The 17,127-nt window shown below is 69.9% G+C and carries 17 protein-coding genes; 4 read left to right on the top strand and 13 right to left on the bottom strand.

Going from position 1 to position 17,127, the window contains the following annotated elements:
• Nucleotides 1-178: 178 nt before the first annotated feature.
• The 3 genes from R9Z33_RS01090 to hemE form a co-directional block, all read right to left on the bottom strand.
• The gene (locus tag R9Z33_RS01090; RefSeq protein ID WP_318649453.1) at nucleotides 179-793 is read right to left on the bottom strand and encodes an HAD family hydrolase; all 615 of its coding nucleotides are present in this window, start codon (nucleotides 791-793) and stop codon (nucleotides 179-181) included.
• The gene (gene hemH / locus R9Z33_RS01085; protein ID WP_318649452.1) at nucleotides 790-1,878 is read right to left on the bottom strand and encodes a ferrochelatase; all 1,089 of its coding nucleotides are present in this window, start codon (nucleotides 1,876-1,878) and stop codon (nucleotides 790-792) included. The genes R9Z33_RS01090 and hemH overlap by 4 nt, the downstream gene beginning before the upstream one ends.
• A 69-nt stretch (nucleotides 1,879-1,947) precedes the next feature.
• Nucleotides 1,948-2,985, bottom strand: a complete 1,038-nt coding sequence (hemE, locus tag R9Z33_RS01080; RefSeq protein WP_318649451.1) for a uroporphyrinogen decarboxylase — start codon at nucleotides 2,983-2,985, stop codon at nucleotides 1,948-1,950.
• Nucleotides 2,986-3,292: 307 nt separating this feature from the next.
• Between hemE and R9Z33_RS01075 the strand changes: the two genes are divergently transcribed.
• Both R9Z33_RS01075 and R9Z33_RS01070 read left to right on the top strand, forming a co-directional pair.
• Nucleotides 3,293-4,183, top strand: a complete 891-nt coding sequence (locus R9Z33_RS01075) for a pyruvate, water dikinase regulatory protein (RefSeq protein ID WP_318649450.1) — start codon at nucleotides 3,293-3,295, stop codon at nucleotides 4,181-4,183.
• Nucleotides 4,180-4,773: a Maf family protein gene (locus tag R9Z33_RS01070; protein WP_318649449.1), complete on the top strand. Its 594-nt coding sequence runs from the start codon at nucleotides 4,180-4,182 to the stop codon at nucleotides 4,771-4,773. The genes R9Z33_RS01075 and R9Z33_RS01070 overlap by 4 nt, the downstream gene beginning before the upstream one ends.
• A gap of 38 nt (nucleotides 4,774-4,811) precedes the next feature.
• On the opposite strand, the gene R9Z33_RS01065 is transcribed toward R9Z33_RS01070, so the two are convergent.
• The 4 genes from R9Z33_RS01065 to R9Z33_RS01050 all read right to left on the bottom strand — a co-directional run bounded on the left by R9Z33_RS01065 (nucleotide 4,812) and on the right by R9Z33_RS01050 (nucleotide 8,370).
• The gene (locus R9Z33_RS01065; protein WP_318649448.1) at nucleotides 4,812-5,990 is read right to left on the bottom strand and encodes a CaiB/BaiF CoA transferase family protein; all 1,179 of its coding nucleotides are present in this window, start codon (nucleotides 5,988-5,990) and stop codon (nucleotides 4,812-4,814) included.
• A 42-nt stretch (nucleotides 5,991-6,032) separates the two neighbouring features.
• The gene (gene wecB / locus R9Z33_RS01060) at nucleotides 6,033-7,133 is read right to left on the bottom strand and encodes a non-hydrolyzing UDP-N-acetylglucosamine 2-epimerase (RefSeq protein WP_318651595.1); all 1,101 of its coding nucleotides are present in this window, start codon (nucleotides 7,131-7,133) and stop codon (nucleotides 6,033-6,035) included.
• Nucleotides 7,134-7,159: 26 nt separating this feature from the next.
• The gene (locus R9Z33_RS01055; protein WP_318649447.1) at nucleotides 7,160-7,924 is read right to left on the bottom strand and encodes an HpcH/HpaI aldolase family protein; all 765 of its coding nucleotides are present in this window, start codon (nucleotides 7,922-7,924) and stop codon (nucleotides 7,160-7,162) included.
• A gap of 77 nt (nucleotides 7,925-8,001) precedes the next feature.
• On the bottom strand, nucleotides 8,002-8,370 hold the full coding sequence (locus R9Z33_RS01050) for a hypothetical protein (protein ID WP_318649446.1): 369 nt from the start codon (nucleotides 8,368-8,370) through the stop codon (nucleotides 8,002-8,004).
• A 171-nt stretch (nucleotides 8,371-8,541) separates the two neighbouring features.
• On the opposite strand from R9Z33_RS01050, the gene R9Z33_RS01045 reads away from it, so the two are divergent.
• Nucleotides 8,542-9,948, top strand: a complete 1,407-nt coding sequence (locus R9Z33_RS01045) for an FAD-binding oxidoreductase (RefSeq protein WP_318649445.1) — start codon at nucleotides 8,542-8,544, stop codon at nucleotides 9,946-9,948.
• Nucleotides 9,945-11,120, top strand: coding sequence for an MFS transporter (locus R9Z33_RS01040; RefSeq protein ID WP_318649443.1), 1,176 nt, complete (start codon nucleotides 9,945-9,947; stop codon nucleotides 11,118-11,120). Before R9Z33_RS01045 ends, R9Z33_RS01040 begins: the two co-directional genes overlap by 4 nt.
• A gap of 149 nt (nucleotides 11,121-11,269) precedes the next feature.
• Here the strand turns inward: R9Z33_RS01040 and R9Z33_RS01035 are convergent, their stop codons facing one another.
• From R9Z33_RS01035 to R9Z33_RS01010, 6 genes are all read right to left on the bottom strand, one after another.
• Complete coding sequence (locus tag R9Z33_RS01035) at nucleotides 11,270-11,656, bottom strand: hypothetical protein (RefSeq protein ID WP_318649442.1); 387 nt, start codon at nucleotides 11,654-11,656, stop codon at nucleotides 11,270-11,272.
• A 163-nt stretch (nucleotides 11,657-11,819) separates the two neighbouring features.
• Nucleotides 11,820-13,082, bottom strand: coding sequence for a glycosyltransferase (locus R9Z33_RS01030; protein ID WP_318649441.1), 1,263 nt, complete (start codon nucleotides 13,080-13,082; stop codon nucleotides 11,820-11,822).
• Complete coding sequence (locus R9Z33_RS01025; protein WP_318649440.1) at nucleotides 13,079-14,221, bottom strand: aromatic ring-hydroxylating oxygenase subunit alpha; 1,143 nt, start codon at nucleotides 14,219-14,221, stop codon at nucleotides 13,079-13,081. The genes R9Z33_RS01030 and R9Z33_RS01025 overlap by 4 nt, the downstream gene beginning before the upstream one ends.
• Entirely contained in the window at nucleotides 14,208-14,843 is a 636-nt protein-coding gene (locus tag R9Z33_RS01020; RefSeq protein WP_318649439.1) for a GNAT family N-acetyltransferase, read from the bottom strand. The genes R9Z33_RS01025 and R9Z33_RS01020 overlap by 14 nt, the downstream gene beginning before the upstream one ends.
• Nucleotides 14,833-15,732 (bottom strand): lysophospholipid acyltransferase family protein, encoded by a 900-nt coding sequence (locus tag R9Z33_RS01015; protein WP_318649438.1) that lies wholly within the window; start codon nucleotides 15,730-15,732, stop codon nucleotides 14,833-14,835. Before R9Z33_RS01015 ends, R9Z33_RS01020 begins: the two co-directional genes overlap by 11 nt.
• Complete coding sequence (locus R9Z33_RS01010) at nucleotides 15,729-17,126, bottom strand: cytochrome P450 (RefSeq protein WP_318649437.1); 1,398 nt, start codon at nucleotides 17,124-17,126, stop codon at nucleotides 15,729-15,731. Before R9Z33_RS01010 ends, R9Z33_RS01015 begins: the two co-directional genes overlap by 4 nt.
• Nucleotide 17,127 lies beyond the last annotated feature (1 nt).

Below are 17,127 nucleotides of genomic sequence, written 5' to 3'. Positions count from 1 at the left end.
CCTCCGGCCGCTTGGCTTCGCGCCTCGACAGGATGTGACAGCGGCGCTGGCAGCCTGGGCGCGGCGCGCGCTTCGCGCGTGCATCCTCAAAGGACAATGCTGACCTTCTTGGTATCTTCTGCCATCAGGCGCCGGCCGCCTGGCTTCGCGCTGCGTCCGGCGGCAAGCATGGCCCTCTTCAGCCCAGCAGCGCGCCCAGGCCAGCCAGGTCGGGCAGGTATGGCACGCCGAGGCCGGGCACCAGGCTCACCACCTGGCAGCCTGCCGCCAGGCCGGCCGCGACGCCGGTGGCGCTGTCCTCCACCACCAGGCAGTCCGCCGGCGCCACGCCGCACGCTTCCGCCGCCGCAAGGTAGAGATCCGGCGCTGGCTTGGGGCGCGGCACATCCTGGAAGCTGAGAATCCGGCCTGCGAAAAAGCCCTCGAAGCCCAGCACGCGCATCTTCATGCCAAGCTCGGCACGGGCGGAATTGGAGCAGACCGCCATGGGCAAGCCTGCCGCCACCACCGCCTCCAGCGCCGCCAAGGCGCCGGGCATGGCCGTCACGCCGATCTCCATTTCCCGCGCGATGCGATGGCTCAGCGCCAGGCCCCAACCCGCCGGCACAGGTCCGACGCGGCCCTCGATGATGGGCAGCATGTCGGGCAGCGAAAGCCCGAGGAACTCCCGCTGCGCCGCATGCCCGTCCAGCGCCCAGCCGAGGGCGGTGATCTCCTCGGCCACAATGCGGTTGGACAGGGTCTCGCTGTCGGCCAGCACGCCATCGCAGTCGAACAGGACGGCGCGGATCACGCCGCCTTCGCGAGCTTCGCGTCCTGCACGGCACCCTGCTCCACCTTCGCGCGGGCATGCGGGCAATCGCCATGCTGCTTCGGGCATTGCCGGGCCCCGGCGAAGCTGCACAGCGCCCGCCCCGAGCCCCGGGTGCGCTGCACCAGGTCGGCCAGGGCCAGGATGAAGCCCTGGTCGCTGTTCTGCGCCGGCACGCGGAAATAGCCGGGAATGCCGAGATGATCGGCCTCCTCGCGGTACTCCACATCCAGCTCCACCAGGGTTTCCGAATGCTCGGAGACGAAGGCGATGGGGCTGATCAGGATCGCGACCTTCTCCTTCGCCGCGCGCTCGATCTCATCCTCGGTCGAGGGGCCGATCCATTTCTGCGGCGTGACGCGCGACTGGTAGCAGACCAAGGAATCCAGGTTCGGGATGGTCAGGTGCTCGATCACGGCAGCCACCGTGCTTTCCACCTGCCACTGATAGGGGTCGCCCGCCTTCACGATGCTCTCGGGCAGACCATGCGCCGAGAACAGGATACGCAGCGGCACCTCGGCCGGCAGCTCGGCCCGCGCTTTGTCATAGGCCTCCTGCACCATCCGGGCGGTGGAGCGGGCATAGCCCTCATCCGCGTGGAAGCAGCACAGCGCCGTGGTGGGCACGCGCAGCCCCGCCTTGGCGCAGGCATCATTCCAGGCGGTGATGGAGGAGCCGGTCGTCGTGGTGGAAAACTGTGGATAGAGCGGCACCAGCAGCACCTCGTCGGCGCCCCAGGACTGCACGGCGCTCACCGTCTCGTCGCTCATCGGGTGCCAGTAGCGCATGGCGACGAAGGAGCGCCATTCCGTGCCTGGCTCGCGCTCGCGCAGCACCGCTTCCAGGTTGCGGCCCTGTTCCTCGGTCAATTCGCGCAGCGGGGATTTGCCGCCCAGCACGGCGTAGTTCTCCTGCGCCGGCTTGGTCCGCCGCCAGGCGATGAGCTTGGCCAGCCAGGGGCGGACGAAGCCCGGCACCCGCAGGATGGCGGGGTCGCTGAACAGGTTGACCAGGAAGGGCCGCACGCTTTCCGGCGCGTCAGGCCCACCCAGATTGAACAAAACCACCGCAACGCGCCGCGCCATCAAGCCAAACCCCCGGATTCACACCCGCACATACCCTCTCCGGGCAGGGTTTCAAGCGGCGCGGAGGATTTGAAGCAATTCCACGACATGTTCCGGAGGCGTTGTGATCTCCACGCCATGCCCCAGATTGAAGATGAAGGGGCGGCCCTTCATGGCGGCGAGGATGGATTCCGCCTCCCGTCGCAGGGCCGCGCCGCCGGCGATCAGCACCTCGGGGTCCAGATTGCCTTGCAGGGCGACGTTCTTCGGCACATTGGCCGCGGCCCAGGCCGGGTTCATCGCCGTATCCATGCCGACGGCCTGCACCCCGGTCTCGGCCGCGTATTCCGCCAGCATGGGCCCGGCAAGGCGCGGGAAGCCGATCACCGGCATGTCGGGCCGGGCGGCCTTGATGGCAGCCCTGAGGCGCTTGTTCGGCTCGATCACCCACTTGCGGAAGGCGTTGGGCGCCAATTGGCCCGCCCAGGAATCGAAGAGCATCAGCGCCTCGGCCCCCGCATCGGCCTGGGCCAGGAGATAGGCCAGCGTCGCCGCCTCCAGCTTTTCGACCAGGGCGCCGAACAGGGCCGGGTTGTCATGGATCATGCGACGGGCGTGCTTGAACTCGCCGCCGCCCTTGCCCTCCACCATGTAGCAGGCAACCGTCCAGGGCGAGCCCGCGAAGCCGATCAGCGTGGTGTTCGGATGGTCCTTGGCCAGGCCGGCCCGCACGCGGCGCACTGTCTCCATGATCGGCTCCGCCCGGGCGGCGGCGCCGGCCACGTCGAGCTTGTCGAGGCCCGCCTGGTCGGTGATGGGCGGCAGGCGCGGCCCCTCGCCTTCCGCGAAGGTCAGGCCCTGGCCCATGGCCCAGGGGACGATCAGGATGTCCGAGAAGAGGATCGCCGCATCCATGCCGTAGCGCCGCACCGGCTGGATCGTGACCTCGGCCGCGAGTTCCGGGTTGAGGCAGAGGTCCATGAAGCTGCCGGCCACGCCGCGCGTCGCCCGGTATTCGGGCAGGTGCCGCCCTGCCTGGCGCATGAGCCAGACCGGAGGGGGCCAGACGCTCTCGCCTGAGAGCACTCGGAGAATGGGCTTGTCTGTCATGACCCAGACCATCCCAGGAAAAAAGGAAAATAAGAAGAGGTGGTGGTTGGTAGTAGGGCCTGTGAATCATGGGGACGCAGTTTGTCCCAGAACCATCCACAGGCTTGTCCGGCGGACGCCATCCACCGGAACGCCAAGCCTGGACTGGCCTTGCGCCCCATTGTCCCGCGCCGGCACAGCCAGCGCCGGATTTCATCCCGGGGTGAGGAAAATGTCTGGTTTGTCCCCGATGCCAGCCGGCGTATCGTGACGGGCGACAATTCATCCCCGTTTTCCCCAGCCTCCAGCGGAATGATCCACAGCCCTCATGCCCTCCCGCAACACCAACCTGCACCTGGTTTCCGACAGCACGGGCGAGACGCTGAACAGCATCGCCCGCGCCGCCATCGCCCGTTTCGACAATGCCGGCGTCATCCAGCATCGCTGGTTCCTGGTGCGCAGCCGCATGAACCTGGACCGCGTGCTGGAAGGCATCGAGCAGGAACCCGGGCCCGTCATCTTCACCCTGGTGGACCGCAGCCTGCGCCACGCGCTGGAGGAAACCTGCGGCCGGCTCGGCGTGCCCTGCCTCTCCGTGCTGGATTCCGTGATGGACCTCCTCCAGGCCGAGATCGGCCTGCGCGCCACCGAGAAGCGCGCCGCGCAGCATGTGATGGATGCCGACTATTTCCGCCGCATCGATGCCATGCACTATGTGCTGAGCCATGATGACGGGCAGGGCACGGCCGGCATCATGAATGCGGATGTCGTCCTTGTCGGCGTCTCGCGCTCCTCCAAGACGCCCACCTGCTTCTACCTGGCCAATCGCGGTGTGAAGGCGGCGAATGTCCCGCTCGTTCCCGGCGCGCCGCTGCCGCCCGAGCTGGAGAACCCCCCCTGCCCGGTGGTGGGGCTGACCATCGATCCCATCTCGCTGATTGATATCCGCCGCCACCGCCTGAAGCTGATCGGCGCGGGCGGCGTCCGCGTGGGCGAGAATGAATATGTGGACCCCGACGCCGTGAAGCAGGAAATCCTGGCCGCCCGCCGGCTCTGCGCCGCGCATGGCTGGCCGGTGATCGACGTCACCCGCCGCAGTATCGAGGAGACGGCGGCCACGGTGATGCAGCAGGTGGAGCTCTGGCACCAGCGGCGCGGCAGCCAGATCGCTCCCGCACCCGAAGATCCCGCGGCCCCCGTGCTGGGGCCGCATTCGTGAGGCTGATCCTCGCCTCGCAAAGCCTTTCCCGCCGCGCGCTGCTCGAGGGTGCGGGCCTCGATTTCGAGGCCATGCCCTCGGCCGTGGACGAGGCCGCCATCAAGGAGAGCGCCCAGGCCGAGGGCGTGAGCGCCGCCGACACCGCCATCCTGCTGGCCGATGCCAAGGCCGCCCGCATCGCCCGCCGCCACCCTGAGGCCGTCGTGATCGGCGCCGACCAGCTCCTCGTCTGCGAGGGGGAATGGTTCGACAAGCCGCCCGACCTCGCGGCGGCGCGCGGCCACCTGTTGAAGCTCCGCAACCGCGCGCATGAACTGATGACGGCCGTGGTGGTCTGGCGCAACGGCCAGCGTGCCTGGCACCATCTCGCCACGCCGCGCCTCGCCATGCGCGACTTCTCGGATGCCTTCCTGGATGAATATCTGGCACGCGAGGGTGGCTTCGTGACACAGAGCGTGGGCGCCTATCGGCTGGAAGGGATGGGCATCCAGCTCATGCGCGACATCCGCGGCGAGCACACGGCCATCCTGGGGCTGCCGCTTCTGCCGCTGCTCGCCTATCTGCGCGATGCTGGGGTCATCAAAGCATAAGTGCCTCCGGCGGCTGGGGCCTCAGGCCCCAGACCCCTTCACACAATCACGCCCGCGTCTCGCAGGCGTCCGATCTCCAAAGGCGAATACCCAAGCTCCGCGCAGAGCTCGTCATTCTGCGCGCCGGGCGGCGCCAGATCATGCCGCAGCCCCGGCCGCTCGCCATCCAGCGTGATGGGCAGCGCAGGCAGCTTCACGGAACGCCCATCGGGCAGCGTCAGCGGGACCAGCCCGCCATTGGCAGTGAGATGCGGGTCGTCGAACAGATCGGCCGGCTTGCCGATCGGCGCATAGGGCAGGCCCAGCGCCTCGCATTTCTCCATCAGCGCAGGCTTGGTGTAGTGGCGCAGCGCCTCCGCGATCACGGGAATGGTCCGCGCCCGCTGCGCCACGCGCTGCTGCTTGGTGGCGAGCGAGGGGTCGGCCGCCAGCTCCGTCAGCCCGAAGGCCTCGCAGAAGGCCGGCCAGGCCGTGTCGGTGACGACGCCGACGAACACCTGTCCCCCATCCGATGTATCGAACACGTCATAGACCGGCCAGGCGGGCGTGCGCTTGCTCATCGGCGGCGGCGCCGTGCCGGTGATGGCGGTCTGCGCCATGTGCTGCGCCATCAGCAGCGCCACCGTCTCGAACAGCGCGGCCTCCACATAGCGCCCGCGCCCGGTCTGCGCCCGCTCGGTGACGACGGAGAGGATGGCGATGGCGGCCGACAAGCCCCCCATGATGTCGATCACCGAGGCGCCGGCGCGCAGCGGCTGCCCCTCCGGCCCGGTCATGTAGGCGAGGCCGCCCATCATCTGCACCACCTCGTCCAGCGCGGTTCGGTGCTGGTAGGGGCCGTTGAGGAAGCCCTTGCAGGAGCAGTAGATCAGCCGCGGATTCTCCGCGCTCAACGCGGCATAGCCGAGGCCGAGCTTCTCCATCGCACCCGGCCGGAAATTCTCGATCAGCACGTCGCTCTGCGCCACCAGCTTCTTCACCAGGGCCAGACCTTCCGGCGCCTTCATGTCCACGCAGAGCGAGCGGCGATTGCGCTGGAAGCTGGCATAGAAGCCAGTGCCCGAGCCGGTCAGCGCGCGCGTGGAATCCCCCTTCGGCGCTGGCTCCACCTTCACGACATCGGCGCCGAGGTCGGCCAGCACCATGCCGGTGGTAGGGCCCATCACCATGTGGGTGAATTCGACGACCTTGAGGGCGGAAAGTGGCGAGATGGTCATGTGGGCACCGTGGCAAGCTTGCGGGGCCCGATCATGGCCGCCTCAGCCCGCGGTGCAAGCTTCCACGCCGAGGAAACTCCCGCAGAGATCGGCGATGCGCGTCGCGGCTTGGCCATCGCCATAGGGGGAGGCGCCACGCGCGAAGCCGCCCCCCGGGCGCGGGTCGGTGAGGAAATCCGAGACGCCGTCCAGGATCGCCTGCGTCGCATGCCCCACCAGCCGCGCGAAACCCGCTTCCACCAGCTCGGGCCGCTCGGTCTCGGCGCGCAGCACGAAGACCGGTTTGCCGAGTGCCGGCGCCTCCTCCTGCAGTCCGCCGCTATCGGTCAGGACGAGGCTGCATTGCCTGAGCAGCGCCGCCATGCGCGGATAATCCACCGCCTCGATCAGGTGCACGCGCGGCAGGGCCCCCAGCAACGGCCGCACCACGGCGCGCAGCGCGGGGTTCGGGTGCATAGGATAGACGAACTCCACATCGCCGAAGCGGTCATGCAGCGCGGCCACGGCGCGGCAGATCCCCTCCAGGGCGGCGCCCGTGTTCTCGCGCCGATGGATGGTCAGCAGGATCATGCGCGCGCCCGGCGCCGCGGGATGGCCCGGCGGCAAGTCGGGCCGCGCGGCCACCTGCAGCAGCGCATCCATCACCGGGTTGCCCGTCACATGAACGCGGTCGGGCGGGATGCCCTCGCGCAGCAGGTTCTCGCGTGCCCCAGCGCTGGGCGCGAAATGCAGCGCGGCGATGCGTGCCGCCGTCACGCGATTGAATTCCTCCGGGAAGGGATAGGCCATGTCGCCGGTGCGCAGACCCGCTTCCACATGGCCGAAGGGGATGCGGCGGTAGAAGGCCGCCATGGCGGTGGCGAGGACGGTGGTGGTGTCGCCCTGCGCCAGCAGCAGCGCCGGCGCTTCGCGCGCCAGGAGCGGATCGAGCCCCTGGAGCAATCGCGCGGTGAGTTCGGCCAGGCTCTGCCCCGGCCGCATCACGTCCAGCGCAAGGTCGGGCGTGATGCCGAAGATTTCCAGCATGGGCGCGATCATGTCGCGGTGCTGGCCGGTGCTGAGCACGCTCACCCGTGCCCAGGGGCGCTGCCGCAAGGCGGTGATGACGGGGGCCATCTTCACCGCCTCGGGCCGCGTCCCCAGGACGCAGAGGATGTGCCTTGCGCCGTTCAGCCCTTGGCGACCTTCACCGCGGCCTTGGCGGCGCCCACCATGAGGCCGACCTCGTTCGCGATGGTGACCAGCTTGAAGCCCATCTTGATCATGCGGTTCGCATATTCCGGCGTGCCATTGTGCAGGCCCGCCGCGATGCCGCGCTTGGACGTCTCCTTCAGCAGCATCTCGTAGATGTTGAGGATGAAGGGGTCCTCCACGTCCAGCTTCGGCGTCAGGCCGTAGCTGAAGGACAGGTCCGACGGGCCGATATAGATGCCGTCGATGCCCGGCACGTCCAGGATGGCCTGGATGTTCTCGATCGCCTGCTTGGTCTCGATCATCGGGATGACGAGGATCTCGTCATTCGCCGTCGCCTGGTAGTTGCCCGAGGAGCCGTAGGCGCCCGCGCGGATCGGCCCGTTGGAGCGCGTGCCGCCCGGCGGATACTTGCTGTACTGCACCAGGTTGGCCGCTTCCTGCGGCGTGTTCACCATCGGGCAGATCACGCCATAGGCGCCGGCATCCAGCACCTTGCCGATGATCCCGGGCTCGTTCCACGGCACGCGCACCATCGGCGTGGCGCCCGAGCCGGAGGCCGCGATGCCCTGGAAGCAGGACACGCAGGAGAGGTAGTCCTGCACGCCGTGCTGCATGTCCACCGTGACGGAATCCCAGCCGCACTGGCTGTACATCTCGGCGCTGAACGCGTTGGGGATGGCGAGCCACCCGTTCACCACGGCCTTGCCGGCCTTCCAGGCTTCCTTGACCTTGTTCGCCATCGCTTTCCTCCTGCGTTGCATGCGATGGACGGAAGGCTAGGACGGAAGCGGCTGGCTGGTAAGACCTTCGCGCCGCCTCAGGGGCATTCCACCCGAACGCCGGCGGCGATGGTGCCGAGGCTGGGCTGCGACATGCTCTTCGGCCATTGCACCAGGGGCGCCTGGGTCTGGCTGCTGCCCGGCATGGCCAGCGGGCGGGCCGTGGCCAGGCTGTAAACGCCCGATGGGCCGGTGAAGGTCAGAACCGTGTTGATCGCGGCCCCCGTGCTGTTCAAGAAACTGCCGGAATAGAGCCAGGGCCGCCGCGCATCGCTGACCGAGCGCGGATCGAGCGTGATGTTCACCAGGCTGATCCGCCCGTTGCAGAACTGCGCGAGCTGCGCCTGGGCCGGCGCGGCCGTGACGGCCAGGCCGAGCGCGAGCAGCGGAAGGATGGGACGGAACATGCTGGTCTCCTCTCAACGGGCCGAGCATGGGCGCCGCGCCGGCCAGGGGCAACGCCACGCGCCCCATCACCGCCATCGGCCCGGCCGATGATGCAACCCTGCTCCTCCCAGGCAGCCATCGCCCAAGCGGCGCGAAGCGGGCATGATGGCGCGCTACCGGAAGGACACGCCATGAACTCGTTCTCGCCCCCCTCGTCCTTGGGACCCGTGGATGCCGTCATCGCCGCCCTGCGCGCCCTGCTGGGCGACCGCCTGAGCACCAACGACGCCATCCGTCAGCAGCATGGCCGCGGCGAGGACACGACGACGCCGACGCTGCCCGACGCCGTCGCCTTCGCGAAGACCACGGCGGAGGTGAGCGAGATCCTGAGGCTCTGCCACCAGCATGAGGTGCCGGTGACGCCCTTCGGCGCCGGCACCTCGCTGGAGGGGCATGTGAATCCGGTGCGCGCCGGCATCACCCTCGACCTCAGCCACATGACCGGCATTCTCGAGGTCAACGCCGAGGACATGGATTGTCTCATCGAGCCGGGCGTCACGCGCCAGCAGCTCAATGAATTCCTGCGCGACCAGGGGCTGTTCTTCCCGGTGGATCCGGGCTCGGTCTGCACCATCGGCGGCATGTGCGCGACGCGCGCGAGCGGCACCAATGCCGTGAGATACGGCACCATCCGCGAGAACGTGCTGGGCCTCGAGGTCGTGCTGGCCGATGGGCGCGTGATCCACACCGGCGGGCGCACGCGCAAGGGCGCCAATGGCTACGACCTGACGCGCCTCTTCATCGGCAGCGAGGGCACGCTCGGCGTCATCACCAGGATCCGCCTGCGCCTGCATGGCATTCCCGAAGCCACCAGCGCGGCGGTCTGCCAGTTCCCGACGCTGGCGGACGCGGTGAACAGCGTCATCACCGTCATGCAGCTCGGCATTCCCGTGGCGCGGATCGAGCTGCTGGACGAAGTCCAGATGGCCGCCTGCATCGCCTATTCCAAGCTGGAGGGCTATGCGCCCGTCCCCACGCTCTTCCTCGAATTCCACGGCACCGAGGCGGGCGTGACCGAGCAGGCCAGCGCCGTGGAGGCCATCACCGCCGACCACAACGGTTCCGGCTTCGCCTGGGCGCGCGAGGCGGAGACGCGCAACCGGCTCTGGAAGGCGCGGCATGACGCCTATTGGGCCGGCATCGCCTATCGCCCCGGCAAGCGCGGCATCACCACCGATGTCTGCGTCCCCATCTCCCGCCTCGCCGAGGCGCTGCTGGGTGCGAAGGCCGATATCGAGGCGAGCGGTTTCGAGGCGCCCATCGTCGGCCATGTCGGCGACGGCAATTTCCACACCATCATCCTGGTCGAGGAAAACAACGCCGATGAGATGGAGCGCGCCTGGGCGCTCGACCGGAAGATCGTGCAGCGCGCGCTCGACCTGGGCGGCACCTGCTCGGGCGAGCACGGCATCGGCCTCGGCAAGCGGGAATTCCTGGAGACGGAACACGGGATGGAGGCGATCGCCGTGATGCGGAGCCTGAAGACCACGCTGGACCCCAAGGGCATCCTCAATCCGGGCAAGATGTTCCGCAATTGAATCCCATCGCCGTTCCGCTGCTGGCCCTGACGCTGGGCCATGTGTTTTCCAACGCCGTCCGCACCCTGCCCGCCGTCGCGACCGATGTGCTGACGCGCGACCTCGCGATCAGCGCGGAGACGCTGGCCGCCATCACCAGCGCCTTCCCCGCGGCCTTCGCGGTCGCGATGATCCCGGTCGGCGTGGGGCTCGACCGTTATGGCGTGAAGCCGGTGGCCCTCACCCTCATGGCCATCGCCGTGCTGGGCTCGGCCCTGGCCGCGGTGGCGCCCTCGGCCGCCACGCTGCTGCTGGCGCAGATCGTCCTCGGGGTGGCCTGTTCCGGCATGATGATGTGCCCGATGACCTATGCCGCGCGCGGCGTGCCGCAGGCGCAGTTCGGCCTCTGGGCGGGCCTGGTCCAGGGCTTCGGCAATTCGGGGATGATCCTCTCCGCCTCGCCGCTCGCCTGGCTGGTCGAGGTCTCGGGCTGGCGCGCGGGCTTCTGGGCCTGCGGCGCGCTGGCGCTCATCGCCATGCTCGCCATCGCGCTCACGGTGCGGCATGAGCGCCCGGCCGAGGCTTCGCGCTCCAGCATCTGGCAGAATGCGCGGGAGGTGATGCAATTCGCCACCTCGCCCCGGCTGCGCGGGCTGATGGCGCTGGCCTTCGTCAGCTTCGGCGCGGTGCTGGGCGTGCGCGGCCTCTGGGGCGGGCCCTGGCTGATGGACATCAAGGGCATGGGCCGGATCGAGGCCGGGCACCTGCTGCTCTTCTGCACCTTCACCCTCGTCGCGGGCCCGGCCTTCGCGGGCTGGCTGGTGGGGCGGCTCGGCCATCTGCGCCTCCTGCTGCTGGGCGGGCATCTGGCGGCGGCGGCCTGCGTCGTGGCGCTGGTGCTGGGCGGGCCGCTGGGCTTTCCCGCCTGGGCGGATGGGCTGCTGCTGGTGGGCTTCGGCGCCACCATCTCCTTCCAGATCCTCTGCTTCGCGCTGCTCCGCAGCCTGGTGCGGCCGGAGGAGGCGGGGCGCGCGCTCTCGGCGCAGAACATCTTCTTCTTCGGCGGCGCCGCCGTGCTGCAGGGGCTGAGCGGCGCGGCCGCGGCGCTGGGCGGGGTGGCGGCGGCGCTGCTCACCTTCGCCGCGGCGCTGGTGATGGGCTGCGCGCTGTTCCTGCGCTGGCAGAAGGCGTGACGCGAACAACCCAGCCCCGGATCCGGGCTGGGCTGCTGCGATGCCCTCCCAGTCGCCTGGGCCGCGATCAACAGGGGTTGATCACGGCCTGGCCATTCGCTGAGAGGCTGGGTCGCGTCTTGGGTGTTTCCACCAAAGACGGTCAGGCCCTAGCGCGGGCACTGCACCTGGGTATAGCGGGCCATGTCCGCCTGGCTGAGCTGGCCCGTGCCCGAGGGGTTGTTGAAGCTCTGCGTGCCGAGCTGCACCGTCACCTGCTGGTAGCTCGCCAGATGCGCCACGGTGCTGCCGTTCTGCGCGCCCATGATGTGCGGCGCGGTGAAGCGCACGGTGTAGCGGATCGCCTCGCCCGACCGGTTCTGCAGCTGCACGAAATACGGCACCGTGGAACGCGAGCCGTTGCTCTGCACATTGGCGTAGAAGGCGTTGGCCACGATGCGGCCTTCGCAATACTGCGCCATCTGCGCCTGGGCGCCCATCGAGGCGAAGGCGATGGGCAGGGCGGCGAGGGCGGCGAGGGTGAAGCGCTTGGACATTTCGAGTCTCCGTGAGGATCTCAGGTTCGGGGCCATCCCGTCCTGTGTTGTGGAACCTATCGGCGCCGCATGATCGGCACCAATCCGCTCATTCTTATTCTTCGATAGGCTGTGCCTATCTTAAAAAACAGGATGGCGCGTCTCGCGGCGTGCGACAAGCGTGTCAGGTGGCGCGCGCCAGCTCCGTCATCCCGCGCAGCAGCCGGGCGGGGCTCGGCGCCGCGAAGCGGCCGGCTGCCGCGCGGGCCGCCGCATGGCGCGGCCCGCCCGCGGCGAAATCCGCCAGCGCGGCGGCCCAGCCCGCCACGTCCCGCGCATCCAGCAACTCCGCATAGCCCGCGACATATTCGCGATGCGCGGGAATGTCGGAGGCGATGACGGGCACGCCCGAGGCCAGCGCCTCATGCACCGGGTAGTCGAAGCCTTCCTCGAGCGAGGGCGCCAGCACGGCGATGGCCGCGCGCACCAGCCGGGCCATGGCGTGGTCGCTCAATCCTTCGGCACGCAGCAACCGAATGCCGGGCGGCATGGCGCCGAGCCCGGCCAGCACCTCCGCCGCATCCAGCCCCGGCGCGCCGGCCAGGATGAGGTCGAAGTCGCGCCGCCCGGCCATGGCGCGGCAGGCCTCGGCCAGCAGGGCCAGGTTCTTGCGCGCGGTGACGAGCCCGGGAACGAGGAAGAAGCGGCGCCCCGCGACGGAAGGCGGCGTGCGATGCGTGAAGAGCTCCGCGACCGGCGGCGCGATGACCTCGACGCGCGCGAGGCGCAGGCCATGCGCCGCCGCGCTCTCGACGATCCGCCGGCGGGAGGCGGCGGAATTGGTGACGATCCGCACCGGCCTCTCGCCCAGGTGGCGGAGCATGCGGCGGAAGCGCTGGTCGCTGCCCGGCGCGGCAAGGTTCGGGCGGCGCAGCGGGATGTCATCATGCAGGTAGCAGAGCAGGTGGCCCGCGCGGGACAGCGCGGCGAAGAGCTTCGCGTCATCCAGGTTGCGGTGCGAGAGGTTCAGGTAGGTGGCGCCCTGCAGCGCCTCCGGCTCCGCCGTGCGCGGCACGCCGCGCCGGTAGAGCAGCCCGGCCAGCAGGTTGCGGCCCAGATCCACCAGCGGCACCTGCCGGTCGGCCAGGCGGGCGCGGGCCGGGGGGAAGGCGTCCTCCGCGCCGGCCAGATAGGCCGTGACACGCCCGCAGGCGGCATCGCGCGGATGGCCCGACCAGCGGGCCGAGGCGCCCTCGACCAGGCGGCGGGCCATGGCAGGCTTGAGCACGCGGACCACGCCGCCATCGGTGAAGACGAAGCGCGCCGAGGGTTCCTCGCGCAGCAGATGCTGCGCCATGGCCAGCTCCAGCCGGTCAATGCCGCCGGGTGCGGCGCGCACCGCGCGCCAGAGCAGGCGCGAGACATCGAGGACGAGGGGCTGGTTCATCCCGGTGAAGCCTCGGGCCGCATCGCCGCGGCATAGGCCTCGTCGAACCAGGCGATCCGGGCCTCGGCCGCGCCATAGAGCGGATCGGGCGCGATCTGCGCGGCGCCGGTCTGCATCGCCTCGCAGACCGCCTGGTCCTCGCGCAGCACGCGCAGCATGCGGCGCTGCACGAAGGGCAGGCGGGCCCATTCGAAGGGCGCGATCAGCCGCATCAGCCAGGAAGCATGGCGCGGCAGCCCCGCCACCGCCGCCGTGGTCGCCTCGAGATGTGTGCGATCCGCCGCGACGGGCACATGGCGCTGGATCAGCAGGTAGGGGAAGGGCAGCGCAACCCGCGGCAACACGAAGAGGCGCGGCAGGTAGGTGATCGCCGCATTGGGGAAGAGATGGACCACGCGATAGCCGGTCCGCACCGGCCGCTTGCCGCGCAGCTCGTCCAGCCAGTCCGCCACGTCGCCGGCATCCTGGCGGTGAAAATAGGCGCTGTGCCGGCCGATCCGGTGATAGCCGAGCTCCGTCCGGCGGAGGTAGCGGCGGCCCGTCGGCAGGCTCTTCGGATGCACCGCCGCCAGGTGGTAGTCGTCAATGCTGATCCATTGGCTGATGCGCCAGTTCATCCGCGCCGACAGCGTGGCGCGCCGCTGCTGCCCAAGGTCGGCGCAGAGCAGGGCCAGCACCTCGAAGAGCGGGCCGAGGAACTCCTCCAGCGTCTCGGTGGCGCCCGGGAAGCGCGCGAAGATCAGCTGCCCGCAGCAGGCGACATCGAGCGGCGCGAGGCGGCGATCGAGCTCGCGCGGCGTCGTGCCGAAGGCGTCCTGGCAATTGGGAATGCCGGCGGCCCGGCCCTCGGAATCATAGCGCCAGTGGTGGAAGCCGCAGAGCACGGGGCCGTTGCCGCGCTCCGTCGTTCGCAGCGGGAAGGAGCGGTGCGCGCAGCGGTTCTCGAAGCCGCGCAGCCCCTCCGCGAAGCGCTGGATGAAGACGGAGCGCCCGCCCAGCACGGCGCGGAACCAGTCATTCTGCCGCGGCAGGTCCGTGGTGAAGCCGAGCAGCGTCCACACCCTGCCAAGCCGCGCCTGCTCCTCGGCGAAGGCCTGCGGATCATGCAGCGCGGCCAGGTTCAGGTCATGGCCGGCCATGGCGCGCCTCCGGCGTGAGGGGGATGGTCAGGCGTTCGTATTCTCCCGCCGTGGCCATGAGCAGCCGGGTGAGGGAGAGGCGCGGCGCCACGGCAGGCACCGCGCCCGCCCGCCGCGCCAGGGCGCGGGCGGTCGGGCGGCGGACCTCCATGTCGAGGCTGGTGTAGCCGAGGCGCGTCATCGCCTCGATCGCCGCGGCCATCAGCGCGCCGCCCACATCCCGCCCATGCTTGTGGCCGCGCCATGCCTTCAGCACATCCATCCCGTAGACGTAGGCGCCGCGCGGGCGCGGTTGCGTGCGCGCCTCGATCCAGGAGAACACCGCCCAGGCATGCGGGCCACGGCGCCAGCCCTGGCAGCGGATGAAATCACCGAGACTGGGCGCGAAGGGCCCCTGGCCCGCGTATTTCAGGCTGAGATAGCCGGCCAGTTCGCCATTCACCGTCGCCACCAGGAAGCGGTCGGCCCGCATTCCCCGCCGGAACAGGGCATGGCGCTGCGGCGCATCGCCCAGCAAGGCCGCCAGCCCCGCGCGGCCGGTCGCCGCCAGGTCCAGGACGTGATCGCCCAGCGGCCCGGGCGGCAGCGGGCCGACGGCGACGTCTCCGGGCTCAGAATTCATCATCGAGGAAAAACCACTGATCAAGCCGCTCCAGGATTACCGGCTCGATCAGGTCGTTCAGGAAGCGCACATCGTCCAGTGGATTTTTCGTGTCGGGAGGCAGGTCGATCGGGTCCCCGAAGAACACGCGGAAATGGTTGTTCGGCGTGCGTGTCACGTAGCAGAGGGCGACCGGCGCGTTGAAGCGGCGCGCGAGCCGTGCGGCAACGCCGAGATTACCATCCATGTGCGGTGCGCGGCCGAAGAGCGGGCCCATGAGTTTCCCGTCGCGCACCTCATCCACGAAGATGGAGAAGATGCCGCCCTCCTGCATTTCCCGCAGCATGGCGCGCAGCCCGCGATGGTCCTTCGGGAAGAGGCGCATGCTGTTGCGCTGGCGCAGATCCGCCAGGATCCAGTCCTGACCGCGGCTTTCCCACTCGATCGGGATGATGGCGACGCTCAGGCCGGCCAGGGTGAAGGCTTCGGCCATCACCTCCCAATTGCCCGTGTGAACGGCGATGGCGAGGATCGGCCTCCGGTTCCACCTCTCCCGAACGCTGACCGGCTGGACGAATTCGATGCGCCCGGCAGCATGCTGCCGGCCCACCGTCGCCACCTCGCCCACTTGCCGGCCGAGATTGTCCAGGAAGTTGTTCACCCAGGTCTCGATCTGGGCGTCGCTCGCCTCCGGGCGGTGGCGCTTCAGATTGGCGCGCGCGCGCTCCACCACCCAGGGCCGCTGCTCGCGGATGTTGCGGACGGTGCTGCGGCGGGAGAGCGTGGGGGCCAGGTCGATCGGCAGCCGGCGGAACACCTGGTAGAGCGTGATTTCCCACAGGTCGAGCAGCCGGTTCAGCAGGGTGGGCGCGCGCCGGTCGGGCACGGGCTGGTTCGGCGTCTCGTTCAACCCCGTCGCTCCAGCCGGACCGTGATCGGGTGTTGCGGCCTGAGCGACAGACGACAGACCGGATCGGCCGTGAAGCCGGGCGCGAGGCGCAGGCGGAAGGCCCGGGCCACCATGGCGAGGCAGAGGATCGCCTCGGTCAGGCCGAAATTCAGCCCGGCGCAGATGCGCGGCCCGGCCGAGAAGGGGATGTAGCTGTAGGGCACCGGTGCCGGGCCTTCGAGGAAGCGTTCGGGCCGGAAATGCATCGGCTGCTCCCAGAGGTCGGGCGAGCGGTGCAGGATCCAGGGCACCACCAGCACCAGCGCATCCTTCTCCACCGCGATGTCGCCCACCTGCGTCGCCTCCCGCGCTTGGCGCGGCAGGATGGGCACGGGCGGGTAGAGGCGCAGCGTCTCCTCGATCACGGCGCGGGCATAGGGAAGGTTCGCCACGTCGTCGGCGGTGGGCTCCCGCCCGCCCAGCACGGCATCCAGCTCGGCATGCAGCGACGCCTCGGCCCAGGGCGCCTTGGCGAGCAGGTAGAAGGCCCAGGTGAGCGTCGCCGCCGTGGTCTCGTGGCCGGCCATGAAGATGGTCGCGGCCTCGTTGCGCAGCGCCTGCACGTCGAGGCCGAGTTCCGGGCTGCGCTGCATGCGGCGCACCAGCATGTCGACCATGGAGCCATGCTCGCCCCGGCCGGCGACGTGCTCGGTGATCACATGCTCCACCACGCCATGCACCTCGGCGATGGCGGCGCGGAGCGCGCGGCCGCGACCGACCGGCCAGCCCTCGGCGGCGCCCAGGAAGAAGGGCAGGTTGAAGCTGTCGATGCCCGCCTGGTAGCGGCCGAAGCCGTGCACGATGCCGGAGAGCGCCTCCGCCCCCAGCCGCGTCCCGAAGATGGATCGCGCGATGATCTGCGCCGTCAGCTCCGCCATGGCGGGCAGCAGGCTGATCGCCTCGCCCTCGTGCCAGCCGGCCAGCATGTCGGTCACCGCGCCGGTCATCATCGGCGCGTAGAAGGGCACCTGCGTCTTGTGCGCGATGTCGGCCACCAGCGGCCGGCGCCGGCGCCAGGTCTCGCCGTCGGAGATGAAGAGCCCGTCGCCCAGCAGGGGCGCCAGGGCGCGGCGCATCATCGCCCCCTTGCGCTCGAACCGGTCCGCCCCCGCCACGAAGACCGCCTTGATGGAGGCGGGGTCGTTGAAGACGCAGACCTGGCGGCGGAGCAGGCGGTAGGCGAAATCCCGCGCCGCGTAGCTGTCCGCGGTCCAGACGCCGATCAGGCTGTGCCGCGCCATCATGGCGAGGCGCAGCCCGCCCGGACCCTTGGCCAGGGGCTCAGGATGCGCGGGGATGAGCCAGCCCGGGCCGGCTTCCTCGATGATCGGCGGCTGGAGGGAGAGGCGCTTCACG

Source organism: Sediminicoccus rosea, from assembly GCF_033547095.1.
GTDB lineage: Bacteria > Pseudomonadota > Alphaproteobacteria > Acetobacterales > Acetobacteraceae > Roseococcus > Roseococcus rosea.
The sequence above is the reverse complement of the archived record's forward strand: the minus strand, read 5'-3'. Positions and strand labels throughout refer to the sequence as shown.

Bases quoted from the DNA above. Each gene is read 5' to 3' on its own strand.
- hemE (WP_318649451.1), bottom strand. From the start codon at position 2,985: ATGACAGACAAGCCCATTCTCCGAGTGCTCTCAGGCGAGAGCGTCTGG.
- R9Z33_RS01075 (WP_318649450.1), top strand. From the start codon at position 3,293: ATGCCCTCCCGCAACACCAACCTGCACCTGGTTTCCGACAGCACGGGC.
- R9Z33_RS01065 (WP_318649448.1), bottom strand. From the start codon at position 5,990: ATGACCATCTCGCCACTTTCCGCCCTCAAGGTCGTCGAATTCACCCAC.
- R9Z33_RS01055 (WP_318649447.1), bottom strand. From the start codon at position 7,924: ATGGCGAACAAGGTCAAGGAAGCCTGGAAGGCCGGCAAGGCCGTGGTG.
- R9Z33_RS01050 (WP_318649446.1), bottom strand. From the start codon at position 8,370: ATGTTCCGTCCCATCCTTCCGCTGCTCGCGCTCGGCCTGGCCGTCACG.
- R9Z33_RS01045 (WP_318649445.1), top strand. From the start codon at position 8,542: ATGAACTCGTTCTCGCCCCCCTCGTCCTTGGGACCCGTGGATGCCGTC.
- R9Z33_RS01035 (WP_318649442.1), bottom strand. From the start codon at position 11,656: ATGTCCAAGCGCTTCACCCTCGCCGCCCTCGCCGCCCTGCCCATCGCC.
- R9Z33_RS01030 (WP_318649441.1), bottom strand. From the start codon at position 13,082: ATGAACCAGCCCCTCGTCCTCGATGTCTCGCGCCTGCTCTGGCGCGCG.
- R9Z33_RS01025 (WP_318649440.1), bottom strand. From the start codon at position 14,221: ATGGCCGGCCATGACCTGAACCTGGCCGCGCTGCATGATCCGCAGGCC.
- R9Z33_RS01020 (WP_318649439.1), bottom strand. From the start codon at position 14,843: ATGAATTCTGAGCCCGGAGACGTCGCCGTCGGCCCGCTGCCGCCCGGG.